17 protein-coding genes are annotated in these 16511 nt (G+C 72.9%); 9 read left to right on the top strand and 8 right to left on the bottom strand.

What is annotated here, in order from left to right; genetic code table 11:
- From BS72_RS21655 to BS72_RS21675, 5 genes are all read right to left on the bottom strand, one after another.
- The gene (locus tag BS72_RS21655) at nucleotides 1-2328 is read right to left on the bottom strand and encodes an ATP-binding SpoIIE family protein phosphatase (protein WP_107498849.1); all 2328 of its coding nucleotides are present in this window, start codon (nucleotides 2326-2328) and stop codon (nucleotides 1-3) included.
- A 61-nt stretch (nucleotides 2329-2389) separates the two neighbouring features.
- On the bottom strand, nucleotides 2390-3082 hold the full coding sequence (locus BS72_RS21660; RefSeq protein ID WP_407638995.1) for a class I SAM-dependent DNA methyltransferase: 693 nt from the start codon (nucleotides 3080-3082) through the stop codon (nucleotides 2390-2392).
- 727 nt (nucleotides 3083-3809) lie between these two features.
- Nucleotides 3810-4505, bottom strand: a complete 696-nt coding sequence (gene fomD / locus BS72_RS21665) for a cytidylyl-2-hydroxypropylphosphonate hydrolase (protein WP_037912775.1) — start codon at nucleotides 4503-4505, stop codon at nucleotides 3810-3812.
- An 82-nt stretch (nucleotides 4506-4587) separates the two neighbouring features.
- The gene (locus BS72_RS21670; RefSeq protein ID WP_037912776.1) at nucleotides 4588-6021 is read right to left on the bottom strand and encodes a class II fumarate hydratase; all 1434 of its coding nucleotides are present in this window, start codon (nucleotides 6019-6021) and stop codon (nucleotides 4588-4590) included.
- Between the two features lie 239 nt (nucleotides 6022-6260).
- Nucleotides 6261-6803, bottom strand: coding sequence for a DUF4245 domain-containing protein (locus BS72_RS21675; protein WP_322942392.1), 543 nt, complete (start codon nucleotides 6801-6803; stop codon nucleotides 6261-6263).
- Between the two features lie 271 nt (nucleotides 6804-7074).
- Here BS72_RS21675 and glpX point away from each other — a divergent pair, with 271 nt between their 5' ends.
- On the top strand, nucleotides 7075-8112 hold the full coding sequence (glpX, locus tag BS72_RS21680; protein WP_037912779.1) for a class II fructose-bisphosphatase: 1038 nt from the start codon (nucleotides 7075-7077) through the stop codon (nucleotides 8110-8112).
- Nucleotides 8113-8266: 154 nt separating this feature from the next.
- Here glpX and BS72_RS21685 read toward each other — a convergent pair whose 3' ends face one another.
- Together BS72_RS21685 and BS72_RS21690 are read right to left on the bottom strand one after the other, a co-directional pair.
- The gene (locus BS72_RS21685; protein WP_037912781.1) at nucleotides 8267-8620 is read right to left on the bottom strand and encodes a WhiB family transcriptional regulator; all 354 of its coding nucleotides are present in this window, start codon (nucleotides 8618-8620) and stop codon (nucleotides 8267-8269) included.
- A gap of 190 nt (nucleotides 8621-8810) precedes the next feature.
- Nucleotides 8811-9470, bottom strand: a complete 660-nt coding sequence (locus tag BS72_RS21690) for a DUF1707 SHOCT-like domain-containing protein (RefSeq protein WP_037912782.1) — start codon at nucleotides 9468-9470, stop codon at nucleotides 8811-8813.
- 338 nt (nucleotides 9471-9808) lie between these two features.
- Here BS72_RS21690 and BS72_RS21695 point away from each other — a divergent pair, with 338 nt between their 5' ends.
- Nucleotides 9809-11473 (top strand): fumarate hydratase, encoded by a 1665-nt coding sequence (locus BS72_RS21695; protein WP_322942396.1) that lies wholly within the window; start codon nucleotides 9809-9811, stop codon nucleotides 11471-11473.
- Between the two features lie 99 nt (nucleotides 11474-11572).
- On the opposite strand, the gene BS72_RS21700 is transcribed toward BS72_RS21695, so the two are convergent.
- On the bottom strand, nucleotides 11573-12001 hold the full coding sequence (locus tag BS72_RS21700; RefSeq protein ID WP_037912784.1) for an ester cyclase: 429 nt from the start codon (nucleotides 11999-12001) through the stop codon (nucleotides 11573-11575).
- A 299-nt stretch (nucleotides 12002-12300) separates the two neighbouring features.
- Here BS72_RS21700 and BS72_RS21705 point away from each other — a divergent pair, with 299 nt between their 5' ends.
- From BS72_RS21705 to BS72_RS21730, 7 genes are all read left to right on the top strand, one after another.
- Nucleotides 12301-13122 carry a helix-turn-helix domain-containing protein gene (locus tag BS72_RS21705; RefSeq protein WP_037912785.1) on the top strand — a complete coding sequence of 274 codons (822 nt, stop codon included), beginning with the start codon at nucleotides 12301-12303 and terminating at the stop codon, nucleotides 13120-13122.
- The gene (locus tag BS72_RS21710) at nucleotides 13119-13349 is read left to right on the top strand and encodes a DUF397 domain-containing protein (RefSeq protein WP_037912787.1); all 231 of its coding nucleotides are present in this window, start codon (nucleotides 13119-13121) and stop codon (nucleotides 13347-13349) included. Before BS72_RS21705 ends, BS72_RS21710 begins: the two co-directional genes overlap by 4 nt.
- Before the next feature lie 154 nt (nucleotides 13350-13503).
- The gene (locus BS72_RS21715) at nucleotides 13504-13710 is read left to right on the top strand and encodes a hypothetical protein (RefSeq protein ID WP_037912789.1); all 207 of its coding nucleotides are present in this window, start codon (nucleotides 13504-13506) and stop codon (nucleotides 13708-13710) included.
- Entirely contained in the window at nucleotides 13691-14209 is a 519-nt protein-coding gene (locus BS72_RS21720; protein ID WP_037912790.1) for a DUF6879 family protein, read from the top strand. The genes BS72_RS21715 and BS72_RS21720 overlap by 20 nt, the downstream gene beginning before the upstream one ends.
- Nucleotides 14182-15036 carry a helix-turn-helix domain-containing protein gene (locus BS72_RS21725; protein ID WP_232792496.1) on the top strand — a complete coding sequence of 285 codons (855 nt, stop codon included), beginning with the start codon at nucleotides 14182-14184 and terminating at the stop codon, nucleotides 15034-15036. The genes BS72_RS21720 and BS72_RS21725 overlap by 28 nt, the downstream gene beginning before the upstream one ends.
- Nucleotides 15037-15135: 99 nt before the next feature.
- Complete coding sequence (locus tag BS72_RS37395) at nucleotides 15136-15273, top strand: hypothetical protein (protein ID WP_198545933.1); 138 nt, start codon at nucleotides 15136-15138, stop codon at nucleotides 15271-15273.
- A gap of 29 nt (nucleotides 15274-15302) precedes the next feature.
- Entirely contained in the window at nucleotides 15303-16430 is a 1128-nt protein-coding gene (locus tag BS72_RS21730; RefSeq protein WP_232792497.1) for a methyltransferase domain-containing protein, read from the top strand.
- Nucleotides 16431-16511: the final 81 nt, after the last annotated feature.

The raw sequence follows: 16511 nt of genomic DNA on the forward strand, positions 1-16511 counted from the left end.
TTACAGGGGCAGCTCGAACCAGACGACCTTCCCGGCGCCCAGGCGGGTGGCGCCCCAGCGCTGGGCCATCCGGTTGACGAGGTACAGGCCGCGGCCGCCCTCCTCCTCGGGGGCGGCGTGGCGCATGCGGGGGAGGAGCGGGGCATCGTCGCCGACCTCGCAGCGCAGGACGTCGGTGCGGAGCAGCCGCAGGGTGACGGGGCGTTCGGCGTACCGGACGGCGTTGGTGACGATCTCGCTGACCAGCAGCTCGGCCGCGTCCACCTGCTCCTCAAGACCCCAGCGGCGCAGCGCCTGGCGGACCAGGCGGCGGGCCCGGCCGGCGGTCTGGGCCTGCGGCTCCAGGAACCAGTAGGCGACGTCGCTCGGCGCGATCCCGGCGAACCGGGCCGCGAGCAGGGCGATGTCGTCGTCGCGGTCGCCGGGGCCGAGGATCTCCAGCACCTCGTCGCACAGCGGCTCCAGGGGCGGCGGGGAGACCACCGCCGCGGCGTCGTGCAGCCGCTCGCGGAGCAGCTCGATGCCGCCCCACACGTCACGGCTGCGGGACTCCACCAGGCCGTCGGTGTAGAGCAGCAGCGTCGCGCCGGCCGGCGCCGGCAGCTCCACCGCCTCGAAGGGCACCCCGCCCACGCCGATCGGGGCGCCCGGGGGCACCTTGAGCACCTCGGCGGTGCCGTCCGCGTGCAGCAGCACGGGCGGCGGGTGGCCGGCGTTGGCCACGACCATGCGGTGAGCGATCGGGTCGTAGACGGCGTAGACGCAGGTCGCCATGCGGTCCTCGCCGAGCCGCTGGGCCTGCTCGTCCAGGTGGTACAGCACCTCCTGCGGGGCGAGGTCGAGCCCGGCGAGGGTCTGCACGGTGGTGCGCAGCTGGCCCATGATCGCCGCCGAGGTCATGGAGTGGCCCATCACGTCGCCGACGACCAGCGCCACGCGGCTGCCGGGCAGCGGGATCGCGTCATACCAGTCGCCGCCGACCCGGGCGGACTCCGCGGCCGGCAGGTAGCGGCTGGCCAGCTGCACCCCGGTGGGCTGCGGCAGGGAGTCCGGCAGCATCTCCCGCTGGAGGGCGTCCGCGATGTACGCCTCCCGCCCGTACAGCACCGCCTTGTCCACCCCGAGCGCGGTGTGGGTGGCGAGCTGGGCGGCGATCAGCAGGTCGTCGGCCTCGAACGGGGGACTGTCGGCACGGCGCAGCAGCACCGCCGCCCCGATGACCCGGCGCCGACCGCGCAGCGGCGCCAGCAGTGCCCGGCGACCGGACGGCAGCGGGACGCCCGGGTTGCCCAGCAGTTCGGCCAGCGCGTCGGCGGCCCTCGGGTACTCGGTGAACACCGGCCGGACCCCGCGCAGCACCTCGGCCAGCGGGCCGTCCAGCAGCACCCCGATGGTCTCCGGCGCCCCGCCGTACGGCGTCTCCAGCGCGGGCAGGCTGCCGACCGGCACCTCCTCCTCGCCGTCGGGGCCGTCCAGGCTGCCGTCGGCCCGGCGCAGCCGCAGCCGCAGCGGACCCGAGGGGCGCTCGTCGCCGACCGGCAGCGGCTCGCGCAGGTAGACGAGGATGGCGTCGGCGAAGGCCGGCACCGCGGAACGGCACAGGCCGAGCAGGATCTCGTCGAGGTCCAGACCGCGGGCGATCCGGCGGGTGGCCGCGCCCACGTAGCGCAGCCGGTCGGCCTCCGGGCCGGTCTGCACCGGCATCGGGATGCGCATCCCTGTGGAGTCCTCGTCGGCCGGGTGACCGGCGGCATCCAGCGCCGTACCCCGCGGCGGCGTGCTGACAAACGCGCGCAACGCCTCGCTCCCCTCCGTCGTGCCCGCCATCCATCCCGTCCCGTAGACCGTCGCGGACAGCTGGTCGGGTCCGTCGACCGGTTCCGTGCCGTACGCCCGTGCCGGGGCCTCCGGGGAACCGGACGGCTCGGCCGCGCCGCCGTCGTGCCGTGCACTGTACGCCTCGGACCCGGCCGGGCTCTCGCCGTACCCGTCCTGCCGGGTGGGCGGCGGGACGGCGGGGGCGGCCGGGGCCGGGTCGTCGTGGTGGGCCCGGGCGTCCTGCCGGCGGGAGCCGTGGTCGCGGTCGTGGCCGCCGTCCGCCTCACGGCCGGCGGCGGAGCCGTCCTGCGGGGTGTCGTGGCGCGGGGCCCGGGAACGGCCCCCGCCGGCCCGGCCGCGACCGGGCCGGGCGTTGCCGGTGTCGGCGGGCGCGGCGGCGGCCGGCTCGGCAGACGGCTCGGCCTGCGGTCCGCGCGGGCCGTGGTCGCCGCGCGGGTCGGGCTGCTGCGTGGCGGGGCGCCCGAGCGGGCGCGGCGGGTCGGTGGTCACGGGAGTCGGTCCTCCGTCGGATGCCCCGGGCGGTGCGGTGCGGCGGGGCGGTGGCCTTCGGTCAGGCTCGTCGGCAGTAGAGGAAGATCTGCTCCTCGGGCGGGACGTCGGTGCTGGCCGGGGCGTACCCGTAGGACTCCTCCTTGACCACCTCGAAACCCGCGTCGGTCACCAGGTGGTGCAGGTCCTCCCGCAGGTAGCCCGAGACCCGCACGATGTGGCCGAGGAACGGGATCGGCACGTCGTCGACGTCGGCCTCGACCATGCCGAGGGCCAGCAGCCCGCCGGGGACCAGCAGCTCCCGGAGCATGCCGAGGGCGCCCGGGATCTCGCGCCTGGGCAGCATCAGCAGGGTGAAGAACGCCGTGACGGCGTCGAACGAGCCGGGGGCGAGCAGGCCGTCCGCCAGCAGGCGGGTGAGGTCGGCCGACAGGTACTCGGCGTCCGGCACGTTCCGCCGGGCCAGGGCCAGCATTCCCGGCGACAGCTCCACGCCGGTGACGAGCAGCCCCGCGGCGGACAGCTGCCGGACCGTCGGGACGCCGGTGCCGCAGCCCGCGTCCAGCACGCGGGAGCCGGCGGGCAGCGACGCGGTCAGCCAGCCGCCGGCCGCGATCTGCCCCTCCTTGTGCGGGAACGCCTCGTCGTACCGGTCCCCGATGGCGTCGAACGCCGTGGCCTGTCCGGCCCGGTGGCCGCTCGGCTCCTCGTGCGGGGGAACCACCCCCACGTACTCGTGGCCGCCGTTTCTCACTGCTAGGAGCCTCCCTGACTGCGCTGTTCGGTGGGCTGGCCGGCCGGTGCGGGACCGGTCGCGGAACCCGGTCCTGAAGAGCGTCGGCCTGGCGCGTGCGTGCGGTGGCATATGCCGCACGCGGCACTCGTTCGTACCCCTGTGACGGTGCGTCAAACTTTAGGCCGCGGAGGGCAATTGTGCAGTCTCCCTGGGAAACGATCCTACGGTCGCGGCGGGGCGGGCGGCAAAGGGAGCGGGAAACCCGCGGCGGACCGTCCCGGTGCCCGGGCGGCCGGGCCTCTCCCCGGGCCTCCGGCGGCCCCGCGTCGGTGCTGGTCAGCGCTGGTCAGTGCTGGTCGGAGGGGGTGGGGCGGCGTCGGCCGGCGGGCTCGGCGGGTGGTCCGCGGGCGGGGGCCGGCGCCGGTCGGGCGCCGCCGGCGGGGGGAAAGGGCGACCCGGACAGGGCGCGGCTGTACGCCCGGCGGCGAGCCGGAGGCGGGCGGGGGCGGGCCCGGGCCGGACGGCGGACGGGGTGCGGAACGCCGGGCGGCCGCGGGCCCGCCGGCCGGCGGTGGAACGCCGTTGGCGGGCTTCTCCCGCCGGCCGTCCGGGCACGGCTGCCGGGAGCCCGCAGCGACCCGCCGGCACCGACGTCAGGCCGCGTCGTGCCGGTGCCGGTGCCGGACCGTCGGCCTGCGCCTGCGCCTGCGCCTGCGCCTGCCCCGCCCCTGCCTCCGCGCCTGCGTCAGGCCGCGCCGGGCCGGTCCGCCGGGCGGTCCCAGTCGGCGGGCAGCTCCGGCACCGGCCAGGCCGGGTCCGGCCGCCACTCCTGCCAGCCGTCCCGGAACGGGGTCCCCCAGGTGGCCACCCGCTCCACCGCGCGCTGCCCGGCCTGCCGCACCCGGACCGCCACCTCGGCCGGCATCAGCCCGTCGGCCTGCGCCTGCGCGAACTCGTCCTCGTCCCGCCAGTGCCAGGTGCGGTCGGGGTGGACGGAGACGTCCAGGAAGTGGTCCTCGGAGTCGACCCCGCCCGACCAGCGGCGCAACGGCTCCTCCAGGTTCACGTACCAGCTGCGGAAGTGCCAATCCACGTCCCAGAACAGCCATACCGACCACGGCTCACCCGGACGCGCGAGTTTGAGCACGCCCGCGCCGAACCACTCCTCGACGGCCCGGCGCCGGGGCCGCGTGTAGCGGGTGGCCAGCGGCTCCTGGTGGACCGGTGTGCCGTCCTCCATCACCGGCCGCACGCACGGGGTGTGCGGCGCAAGCCAGACCGCGAGCAGCTCCGGGCCGTCGCGGACCACCGTCACCGGGCGGCAGATGTGCACCGCGTCGGTGCCGTTGCCGCGGTAGCGCCACAGGATCTGCGTCCCGGGGCTCCAGAAGCGCGGGCGGTCGGTTCCTCCGGTACGGGCGGCGTCGAGGTCGGCTGTCATGCACAGAGTGTACGGACCGTCGTGCACAGAGTGTGCGGAGTGGATCACACGGTGCCGGGCGCGCCCGGTGCGGGGGCGGCCGTCACGGACGGGTCATCCGGAGCACGTCGAGGGCCTCGTCGAGCTGCTCCTCGGTGAGCAGTCCGCGCTCCACGTACCCTCCCTCCAGGACGACCTGACGGATCGTCTTCCGCTCCGCCAGGGACCGCTTGGCGACCTTCGCCGCCTCCTCGTAGCCGATGTACCGGTTGAGGGGGGTGACGACGGACGGTGAGGACTCGGCGTACTCCCGGGCCCGTTCGCGGTCGGCGGTGATGCCCTCGACGGTGCGGTCGGCCAGCAGCCGGGAGACGTTCGCCAGCAGCCGCACCGACTCCAGGATGTTGCGGGCGATCACCGGCAGCATCACGTTGAGCTCGAAGTTCCCGGCCGCGCCGGCCACGGTCACCGCCGTGTCGTTCCCGATCACCTGGGCGGCCACCATGAGCACCGCCTCCGGGACCACCGGGTTCACCTTGCCGGGCATGATCGAGGAGCCGGGCTGGAGGTCGGGCAGGCTGATCTCGGCCAGGCCGGTGCGCGGGCCGGAGGACATCCAGCGCAGGTCGTTGGCGATCTTCGTCAGGCCGACCGCGATGGTGCGCAGCTGGCCGGAGGTCTCGACCACCGCGTCCCGCGCGCCCTGGGCCTCGAAGTGGTTGCGCGCCTCGGTCAGCGGCAGCCCGGTGGCGCGGGCGACCTCGGCGATCACGGCGGACGGGAAGCCGGGCGGGGTGTTGATGCCGGTGCCCACGGCGGTGCCGCCCAGCGGCAGCTCGGTCAGCCGCGGCAGCGCCGAGGCCAGTCGCTCGTAGCCGTACCGGACCTGGGCCGCGTACCCGCCGAACTCCTGGCCGAGGGTGACGGGCGTGGCGTCCATCAGGTGGGTGCGGCCGGCCTTCACCACGTCCGCGAACTCGCCGGCCTTCGCCTCCAGGGCCTGCGCCAGGTGCTCCAGGGCCGGCATCAGGTCCCCGGTGACGGCCTCGGTGGCGGCGATGTGCAGGGAGGACGGGAAGACGTCGTTGCTCGACTGCGAGGCGTTGACATGGTCGTTCGGGTGCACCGGGCGGCCCAGGCGCTCGGTGGCGAGGGCGGCGATGACCTCGTTGGCGTTCATGTTGGACGAGGTGCCGGAGCCGGTCTGGAAGACGTCGACGGGGAAGTGCTCGTCCCAGGTGCCCTCCACCACCTCGGCGGCGGCGGCCTGGATCGCCTCGGCCATGTCGGGCTCCAGCACGCCCAGCTCGGCGTTGGCCTTCGCCGCGGCGGCCTTGATCCGGGCCAGCGCCCGGATGTGGGCGCGCTCGATGCGCTGCCCGGAGATGGGGAAGTTCTCCACGGCGCGCTGCGTCTGCGCGCCCCACCGCGCGGCCGCGGGCACGCGCACCTCGCCCATCGAGTCGTGCTCGACGCGGAATCCGTCCTGCGGGCCGTCCGTGCGGTCCCCGTGGTCTGTGTGGTCCGTGGCGTCCATGACTTCTACAGTGCGCCGGGTGACGGCTTTCTTCCCGTCTCCCGGCGTGTCCGGGGGTGTCCCGGCGCGCGGGAGGGCGTGTCCGGCGGGCTCGCACGCCCCCCGGGGGCGGGTGGCCGCCTGCGCGAGGGGGCCAGCCTCCCGCGCCCGGCGGCGTACGGGCTCCGGGCGCGCGGCCCGCGCGTCCCCTGCGGACCCGGCCTCCGTGCCGCCTGCCGTCGTTACGCCGCCTGCCGCCGTTACGCCGACTGCCGCAGGGAGGCCGCGAGCTGTTCGAGCTGGGTCTGCGGGGCGGTGCCCAGGACGACGGTGGTGACGCCGCTGTCCTGGCGGACCAGGGCCGCGTACCGGCCGCCGGACCAGCGCTGCCAGGTCTGGCCGTCGACCGTGGCGGTCGCGGAGGCGTCGCGGTGGGAGCCGATGGTGACCTGGCCGACGAAGTCCGCGCCGTTCCCGTTGGACTGCTCGACCGCCGCGTACTGCTCCTCCGGGTCCACGAAGCCCAGGTGCCAGGTCACGTTGTGCCGGTCGGAGCCGTCGTACGACACGGAGGTCGCCCGCCAGCGCGCGCCGAGGCCCTCGGGGCCGAGCACCTTGTAGGGGGCGTCGCGGCGGGCCTGCTGGAGCTCCACGGTGTAGCTGACGGTCCGCACCGCCGTGCCCGGGTCCTTCTTGGAGCCGTGCGGGATGAAGAGGTAGATCCCGTAGACGGCCACGCCCAGTACCACCAGGGACAGCACCAGGTCCCGCACCGTCTTGTTGCCACGCTTGTCCGCTGCCACCCCCCTATGGTCCCCCATGGGCGTATGGCGCCCGGCCGCCGGGTACCGGTTCGAGGCGTACGCCGGCAGCGGCCGGGTACTCGGCTCGGGCGTACGGAGCCTCCGGCCGGGTACTCGGGCGGGGCGTACGCCGGTCGCCGGCCGGGTACGTGCCGAGGATGGCGCTCATATGATGAATATCGCGCTCATTCTCACGCTCCACCCGGCGCCCGCCCCGGCAGGGTCGCCGCGCCCTCAAGCCCGGCCGTCCCCGTACAGAAAGGTGCGCGTGATGACCGAAAGCCACCAGAATCTGCCGCCGCAGCTCGAAGTGAGCCCGGAGGCGCCCGACCGCAACCTCGCCCTGGAGCTCGTCCGGGTCACCGAGGCCGCCGCGATGGCCTCGGCCCGCTGGGTCGGGCGCGGCGACAAGAACGGCGCCGACGGTGCCGCGGTGAAGGCGATGCGCACCCTCGTCCACACGGTGTCGATGAACGGCGTGGTCGTCATCGGCGAGGGCGAGAAGGACGAGGCGCCCATGCTCTACAACGGCGAGCGGGTCGGTGACGGCACCGGTGCGGAGTGCGACGTCGCCGTGGACCCGGTGGACGGCACCACCGTGACCGCCAAGGGCATGCCGAACGCCGTGTCGGTGCTCGCGGTGGCCGACCGGGGCACGATGTACGACCCGTCGGCCGTCTTCTACATGGACAAGCTGGTGGTCGGCCCGGAGGCGGCCGAGTTCGTGGACATCGACGCGCCCGCCGCCGTCAACATCCGCCGGGTGGCGAAGGCCAAGGGCGTCAGCCCGGGGGAGGTCACCGTCGTCCTGCTCGACCGGCCGCGCCACGACGACCTCGCACGGCAGATCCGGGAAGCCGGCGCGCGGATCAAGTTCATCATCGACGGCGACGTGGCCGGGTCGATCATGGCCGCCCGGGAGGACACCGGCGTCGACATGCTCATGGGCGTCGGCGGCACCCCGGAGGGCATCATCACCGCCTGCGCGATGGCCTGCCTGGGCGGCACCATCCAGGGGCGGCTGCACCCCAAGGACGACGCGGAGCGCCGCAAGGCGCTGGACGCCGGCCACGACCTGAACCGGGTGCTGCACACCCGCGACCTGGTCAGCGGCGACAACGTCTTCTTCGTGGCCACGGGCGTCACCGACGGCGAGCTGCTGCGGGGCGTGCGGTACCGCGCCGAGACCGCGACCACGTCCTCCCTGGTGATGCGGTCGAAGTCCGGCACGATCCGGCGGATCGACTCGGTGCACCGGCTGTCGAAGCTGCGGGCGTACAGCGCGATCGACTTCGACCGCGCCAACTGAGCCCCGCCGGCCGTCCCGCCGCCAGGGGAGTGCGACCGTTTCGCCGCCCGGGAGCCCGCCCGGGAGCCCGGCCGGGGGCACGCGGGCAGGCGGGCGCCTGGGCGCCCGGGCGCGCGCACCGGCGGGTGCGGGTCCGCGGGCGGGTGGGAAGCGGTCAGCCGACGGCGGCGACGCGCGGGGCCGGGACGTGCAGCTCGGCGTCGCGCCGCCGCCGCCGGGCCAGCACCACCCGGCGCTCGGCCGCGGTCATGCCGCCCCACACGCCGTACGGCTCGGGCTGGAGCAGCGCGTGCTCGCGGCACTCCACCATCACCGGGCAGCGGGAGCAGACCCGCTTGGCCGCCTCCTCACGGGCCAGTCGGGCCGCCGTCGGCTCCTTGGAGGGGGCGAAGAACAGCCCCGCCTCGTCGCTGCGACAGGCGGCATCCGAGTGCCATGGCCCCCCGAGATCCCGCGGGTGCCCCAGCGGGAGGGAGAGGTCCGCGGCGGGCTCGATCGGTTGCAGCACGGGAAACTCCTGACGACGGCTCGGCAGTTGCCACGCTTGCCAGTCGCCGCCCGGCGCGCCCGCTGGTCCGCTCCGGGAGTCGGAGCGCGGCGATGGCGGGAACTGCCGTGCGGCGGCGTGCCGTTCCCCTACCCGCTGTGCGCGACTTCATGCGCACCGTGTTCAACCCGCGTGCACCGGCGGCCGGATGTCAGCCCTCCGCGCCCTTCTTCCGCAGGTCGCCGACCTTCTTGCCGCGCTTGGACTTCGCCTCGACGCCGCCCATGAAGGCGAAACCGACCACCCGGACCACCGGAGCGCCCGGGTCCGGTTCGTCGTAGGACTTCACGTCGGAGCCGCCCACGACGCCGACGACGCTGCCGCGCAGCGTCACGTTCTCGGGCACCCTGATGCTGATGCCGCCCATGACGGCCGTGCACTGGATGACGACCTCGGGGGAGGTGAACGTGGCCTCCGTCAGGTCGATCTCGATGCCGCCCATGAACGCGATGGCGGTGATCCGGTTGCCGACCCGCCAGCGCCCCTTGCGCTCGGCTCCGCTGAGGATGCCCACCAGGGTGGGGTTCTCGCCGCCCTCGGAGGAGGCCGGGCGGGCTGCGGGGGGCGGGGTCGCGGCGGCCTGGCCGGCGGGCAGGTCCCGTACCAGCGGCTCCAGCTGGCCCACCGTCTTGGCGCGGTAGACCTGTTCCAGGCGCTCCGCGTGTTCCTCGGCGTCGAGCCGGCCCTCGGCGAGGGCGTCGCGCAGGATGTCGGCGACCCGGTCCCGGTCGGCGTCGGAGGCGCGCAGCGTGCCGTCGGAGAGCGGGGCGGAGGGCTGGGGGGCGCGCTTCTGGAGCTGGGATTCGTCCACCCGGCAACGGTACCGAGACGCGATAGATCGCAACTACCCTGAGCGCCCCTGAAGTCCACCTGACGCGACCCTGAGACGGCCCCAAGGGTGCGGTGCGCCGTTCCTCGGGGGTGCGGGCCTTCGGGCGGGCCGGGTGCGGGCCGGGTGCGGGGCCGGGGTGGCCGGGGGTGGGCAGGGGGCGCGACTGCGGGGTACGGCCGCCGGCAGGGCCGGGGCGCGGTCGGGGGCCCGGTGGCGCCGGCGCGGGTTGTCCACAGGTGAGCCGAACCTCACCTCGGGACGGCCGCGCGGAGGTTCTAGGCTGGAGTCGCTTCAGCGTCGTCGCAGCCGAGTGAGGAATGTCCCATATGACCGAGTTCGCCTATACGGATCTGCTCCCCCTCGGTGAGGACACCACGTCGTACCGCCTGGTCACCAGTGAAGGCGTCAGCACCTTCGAGGCCGGCGGCCGCACCTTCCTCAAGGTGGACCCGGAGGCGCTGCGCCGTCTCGCCGCCGAGGCGATGCACGACATCTCGCACTACCTGCGCCCGGCGCACCTCGCCCAGCTGCGCCGCATCCTGGACGACCCCGAGGCCAGCCCGAACGACCGCTTCGTCGCGCTCGACCTGCTGAAGAACGCCAACATCGCCGCCGCCGGCGTGCTGCCCATGTGCCAGGACACCGGCACCGCGATCGTCATGGGCAAGCGCGGCCAGAACGTGCTCACCGAGGGCGGCGACGAGGAGGCCCTCTCCCACGGCATCTACGACGCCTACACCAAGCTCAACCTGCGTTACTCCCAGATGGCCCCGCTGACCATGTGGGAGGAGAAGAACACCGGCTCCAACCTGCCCGCCCAGGTCGAGCTCTACGCCACCGACGGCGGCGCCTACAAGTTCCTCTTCATGGCCAAGGGCGGCGGCAGCGCCAACAAGTCCTTCCTCTACCAGGAGACCAAGGCGGTCCTCAACGAGGCGTCGATGATGCGCTTCCTGGAGGAGAAGATCCGCTCCCTGGGCACCGCGGCCTGCCCGCCCTACCACCTGGCGATCGTGGTCGGCGGCACCAGCGCCGAGTTCGCCCTGAAGACCGCCAAGTACGCCTCCGCGCACTACCTGGACGAGCTGCCCGCCGAGGGCTCCCCGACCGGCCACGGCTTCCGCGACAAGGAGCTGGAGCAGAAGGTCTTCGAGCTCACCCAGAAGATCGGCATCGGTGCCCAGTTCGGCGGCAAGTACTTCTGCCACGACGTGCGCGTGGTCCGGCTGCCCCGGCACGGCGCCTCCTGCCCGGTCGCCATCGCCGTCTCCTGCTCGGCCGACCGCCAGGCGCTCGCCAAGATCACGCCCGAGGGCGTCTTCCTGGAGCAGCTGGAGACCGACCCGGCCCGCTTCCTGCCCGAGACCACCGACGAGCACCTGGACGAGGACGTCGTCCGCGTCGACCTCAACCGGCCGATGGACGAGATCCGCGCCGAGCTGACGAAGTACCCGGTCAAGACCCGCCTGTCGCTGTCCGGCCCGCTGGTGGTGGCCCGCGACATCGCGCACGCCAAGATCAAGGAGCGGCTGGACGCGGGCGAGGGGATGCCGCAGTACCTGCGCGACCACGCCGTCTACTACGCCGGCCCGGCCAAGACCCCCGAGGGCTACGCCTCCGGCTCCTTCGGCCCGACCACGGCCGGCCGCATGGACGCGTACGTCGAGCAGTTCCAGGCCGCCGGGGGCTCCTTCGTGATGCTCGCCAAGGGCAACCGCTCCAAGCAGGTCACCGACGCGTGCGCCGCGCACGGCGGCTTCTACCTCGGCTCGATCGGCGGCCCGGCGGCCCGGCTGGCCCAGGACTGCATCAAGAAGGTCGAGGTGCTGGAGTACGCCGAGCTCGGCATGGAGGCGGTCTGGAAGATCGAGGTCGAGGACTTCCCGGCCTTCGTCGTCGTGGACGACAAGGGCAACGACTTCTTCCAGGACCCGGCCCCCGCCCCGACCTTCACCTCCATCCCGGTCCGCCAGGGCGCGTGACGCCCCCCGTCCGCCCCCGGGTTCCCCCCGGACGAAGCCCCCGGTCGCGCCGGTCCGAGCGCGCCGGGGGCCGTCCGGCGTGTCGGCTGGGCGCTCCCCTCAGCGCCCAGCGGCGGCCTGTTCCAACTGGGCGGTGATTCCCTGCCGGTCGATCTGGATCCAGTACTCGGCGATCAGGCCGTCCTCGACGCGATAGACCGCGCTGGCCGTCTCCGTGATCTGCGCACCGGTCGGCGGGTAGTGGTCGATCGGACCGACATGGGTTCCGACCTGGGTCCAGCGGGCGTAGACCCGATCGTCCTCGGCGATGAGCTCGTCCACGGTCAGAGTGAAGTCGCCGTACGCGTCGAGCATCTCCTGGACGTGTTCGGCGTACTGCTGAGGTGTGCGCTCCACGACCACCGGCGCCTCGGAGACCACCTGGTGGGCCTGGACCCGACCGGCCATGAAGCGATCGGCCCGGTCCGGGTGCAGCCCCGTTCGCACCTGCAGAAGAAACTGGCGGACGATGTCCTTGGCATTGGTCATACCGCGAATTCTGGCATGGCATGCATTCCGGGTGATTCCCGGCGTGCTCGGTGAGAAGAGCGTTCTCGCACGTGGCGCCGGTGCGGACCGGTGCGACGCGGTATGCGCCGGTGACCGCGCGCCGACCAGACCAGGGGAAGAGCGGCGGGCAGGCGGCGGCAGGGCGGTGGGGCATACCCCTGGGGCATTCATATATCCGTATTTCGCTGTTCCACCTCGGTCGCGCCTGAGCGCCCATACGATCGCCCCATAACACCCGGTGTGCAAAGGTGCACGCTGAGGGGCGGGACTGAGCGGAGATGGGCGCTGTGAGCGGCGAGGAGCGGCAGGACGGGGCCAGGTTCCTGGGGCGGGAGATCCGGATCGCGCGGGAGCGGAGAGGGCTCACGCAGCAGCAGATCGGCGACGAGGCCGGATACGAGCGGTCCTACGTGACACACGTCGAGGGGGGTAAGCGGCTCGCGTCGCTGCCCTTCGCGGAGTCGTGCGACCGCCTTTTCGAGACGACGGGATACTTCGTCCGCCTCCGCGAGGAGATGAGCGAACGGGGCCACCCCGGCTGGTTCGTGCCGTACATCAAGCTGGAGCAGCAGGCCACCGAGATCTGCGACTACTCCAACTCGTTCATCATGGGCATGCTCCAGACGCCCGCGTACGCGGAGGCGACGCTCCGCATGTTCCATCCGCGCGACGACGAGGAGCAGATCAAGGCCCGGGTCGCGGCCCGGCTGGGCCGCCACGACGTCATGGCCCGTGACGCGCCGCCGTTGCTGTGGGTCGTCCTGCATGAGGCGGTGCTCCGAACCCTGGTCGGCGGACCAGCGGTCATGGCCGAGCAGTTGGAGTACCTGTGCGCGGAGGCGGCTTCGCCGCACGTCGTGATCCAGGTGCTTCCCTTCTCTGCTGGTGCTCCCGCAGCCTCCCTCCCGTTTATCCTCCTCACGTTGGAGGGCGGGGAGTCCGTCCTGTACACGGAGAGCAGGGAAGGGGGGCATGTGAACGACTCGGCCGCCGCAGTGGCAAGTGCTCGTGCCACGTACGACTGGCTTCGCGCCGCAGCGCTCTCGCCTGACGCCTCGCTTCACTTCATCCGAGGCATCGCAGAGGAGTACGTCAGATGAGCAACACCCCTGATCTCGTCGGTACGGCGCTGGTGTGGATCAAGAGCACCTACAGCGGCCCCGAGGGCGGTAACTGCGTCGAGTGGGCGCCGTCATACGCGACTGCGCACGACGTGGTCCCGGTCCGCGACTCCAAGGACCCGCAGGGCCCTGCCCTCGCCTTCAGCCGCGACGCGTGGTCGTCCTTCCTCACCGCCGTCCGTGAGGCGGAGTTCCCGTCCGCCTGAACGCGCCACCTCTGGTGCCCGGGAGCGCTGTGGCGTCCCGGGCACGGTCGTTTCCGCCGCGTTTCCCGTCCTGAAAAGCCGTTCCCCTTGCACCGGCGGCTGTTGCTCGCGAGCATTCACTCAGGACTAGGCGAACTGTCGGAGGGGAACCCGCATGAAAGTCACCCAACTCGTCAGTGTTTGCGATCTGAAGGACTGCCCGACCATCTATGTGACAGACCGCGAAACGTTGCTGGTCCAAGGGGAGACTCCGGCCGACCACGGCCTCAACCTTCCCGCGCATGAGACGGTTGTCGAGATTCCGACGGAGCTGGTGCTCGATCTGGTGCGAAGGGGCCTGCATGTCCATGAGTCTCGCTGAGCTGTTCGACGGTTTCGAACGAGAAGCGTTCCGGCTGGAGACCCTTGATGATTACAGTGGCTCCGGCAACACGGCCGCTTACCAGGCATTCCTGGCCGGGTGTCCGCAGTCCGCCGACTACAACGAGAGCTGGATCAACGAACTGCGTGGCCACACTGGCCAGGGGAAGCGGATTTACCGCGTCCACATCCTGTCGCGGCCCTTGACTCCCTACCTGCGGTTCGAGTTGGGATGGGGTTACCGGAAGAACGCCACAGGCGGCGAGGAGTTCTTTGTTCTCGACACCACCCAGCACCCCAATCCCCTGCCTGGCGTCCCGGACTTCTGGCTCTTCGACAGCGCTCACGCGGTCATCCTGCGTTATGACGAGCACGGTGCGGTGACCGAGAGGGAGACTCTGCCGGCCGGTCGGGCACGGGAGTTCGCCGCCAACCGCGACATCGCGTTGGCTGAAGCGGAGCCCTTCGAAGCGTGGTGGGCGAAGCACGGCGGCTGGTGAACAGAGAGGAAATCGGCCCTGCGCTGCGGGCGTTGCGACTGGCCTCCGGCAAGGAGGCGAAGGTCGTCGCCCGCAGCGCGGCCATGTCCGCGAGCAAGCTCAGCAGGATCGAGACGGGGAAGGTAACCCCGTCCCTCGTGGACGTCGAGCATCTGCTCGTGGCTGTGGGCGGGCCCGAGGACTCCGGGTCGGAGATCCTTGCGGCGGCTCGAGCAGCGTCAATGGACTCCACGACGTGGCGTCAGACGCGACGTATGGGCACGCATCGGGCTCAGTTGCAGGTCCAGGGGCTGGAAGCGCGAATGACGCTGCTGCGGCTCTTCCAATCGGCCCTCGTGCCGGGACTGTTGCAGACGCCCGAGTACATGCGCGCCGTACTGAGCCGGCACGGGCTGAGCGAGGACCAGCTGACCCGGACCATGCAGGCACGCATGGACCGCCAGAGGGTGCTTTACGATGGCGCCAAGGAGCTCCGTTTCGTCATCACGGAATCCGTGCTGCGCTGGCGCCTTGTTCCGCCGCCCATGATGGCAGGGCAGTTGGACCGGATCATTTCCGTGTCCCGACTGCCGAACGTGGATGTGCGGATCGTTGTCCTGGATGCACCGCAGCACGACGTGCCCAACCACGCGTTCGTTATTCGGGACGACCGGGTCGTGACCGTCGAGATCGTCCACGCCGAGTTGGCGATCACTGAGCCGCGTGATGTTGCCCTGTACGTAGGAAAATTCGAGGGGTTCGCCGCTGCCGCTCTTTCCGGGCCGGATGCCCAAGAGTTCATGGCGGCGGTGCGGGACGGGTTCTTGCGGGAACGGGAAACGGGATAGGCGTAGCTACTGTCAGGCGCTTCACTGGGATCGACAACGGACCCGGCGGGAGCGGAATGCGCGGGTCCCCATTCCGAACACAGTGAAGGGGTAGGGCCGATGGAGCAGCTGGACGTCGTCACCACCGCCGGTGGAGAGGAAGGCGACGGGCACCCCGGGACGCCGTGGTCGCCTCCGCAGGACCCGCCGTCGCCGGACGGGACCACGCCGCCCGGGGACGGGACGCACCGCAAGTGAGTGCTACCGGAGCTACCGGGGGCCGGCCCGTGCCGGGCCGGCCCCCGGCCGCGTGGGACGCCCCGGCGCCCGGGTGGGAGGCGGCCTTCGCCCAGGTGCCACGGGCCGCCTTCCTGCCTGACCTGGTGTGGCCGTACGACATGGCCCGCCGTACGACCGTGGCCGTCGACCGCGCGCTGGATCCGTCCGGCTGGCAGGAGTACGCCGAGGCCGACGTACCGATCGTCACCCAGTGGGACGACGGCGAGCACGCCGGCCGCGAGCCGGGCCGGGTGTCCACGTCGTCCGCTTCGATGCCGTCGGTCGTGGCAGGGATGCTGGACGACCTCCGAGTGGAGCCTGGACGACGGGTGTTGGAGGTCGGCACCGGGACCGGCTGGAACGCGGCACTGCTGTGCCACCGGCTCGGCGACGCGAACGTGACGAGCGTCGAGGTGGACCCGGTTGTCGCTGCGCGGGCGCGTGCGGCGCTGGACCGGGCGGGCTACCGTCCCGCGCTGGTCGTCGGCGACGGCTTCGCCGGGCACCCGGCCGGGGCGCCGTACGACAGGGTCGTTGCGACCTGCGGCCTGCGCGAGATCCCGTACGCCTGGGTGGCGCAGACCGCGCCCGGCGGGCTGGTGGTGGCGCCTTGGGGGACCCACTTCGACAACGGCGACGCCGTGGTGCGGCTGGAAGTGGCGGACGGACGGGCGGAGGGCCGGTTCACGCGGCCCGTGGAGTTCATGAAGATGCGCTCGCAGCGGACCGCCGTACGCCACGCCGAACACGTCCCGCCGCAGGGCACGGCCGGTGCCGAGGAGTCCGCCACCATGCTCAGCGCCGAGGAACTGCTCCCGGCCGCGTTCGTCCTCGGGCTGCGGGTGCCTCACTGCGTCCAGGCGGTGGCGGGCAAGCGCGGCGACACCCGGCCCATCTGGTACTACAGCCGCACCGATCGGTCCTGGGCGGTGGCGGTCCTGCGGGACGGCGGCCGGGAGAACGCGGTGTGGCAGTCCGGGCCGCGCCGCCTGTGGGACGAGACCGAGGCCGCCGTGCGCTGGTGGCGCGCGCGGGGACGCCCGGGCCTGGACCGGTTCGGCCTCAGCGTGGACCCCGCCGGCACCCGCGTGTGGCTGGACCGGCCGGAGGACGAGGTGACGCCGGGCCGGGCCTGAACCCGAGCCGGACAGGCTGCCGTTGTGCGGGGGGCAGCGGGCCCGGGAGGCTTGCCCGGGTGGCGTGGACCGGGGGCCGGA

The sequence above is a fragment of the Actinacidiphila yeochonensis CN732 genome, assembly GCF_000745345.1.
Taxonomy (GTDB): domain Bacteria; phylum Actinomycetota; class Actinomycetes; order Streptomycetales; family Streptomycetaceae; genus Actinacidiphila; species Actinacidiphila yeochonensis.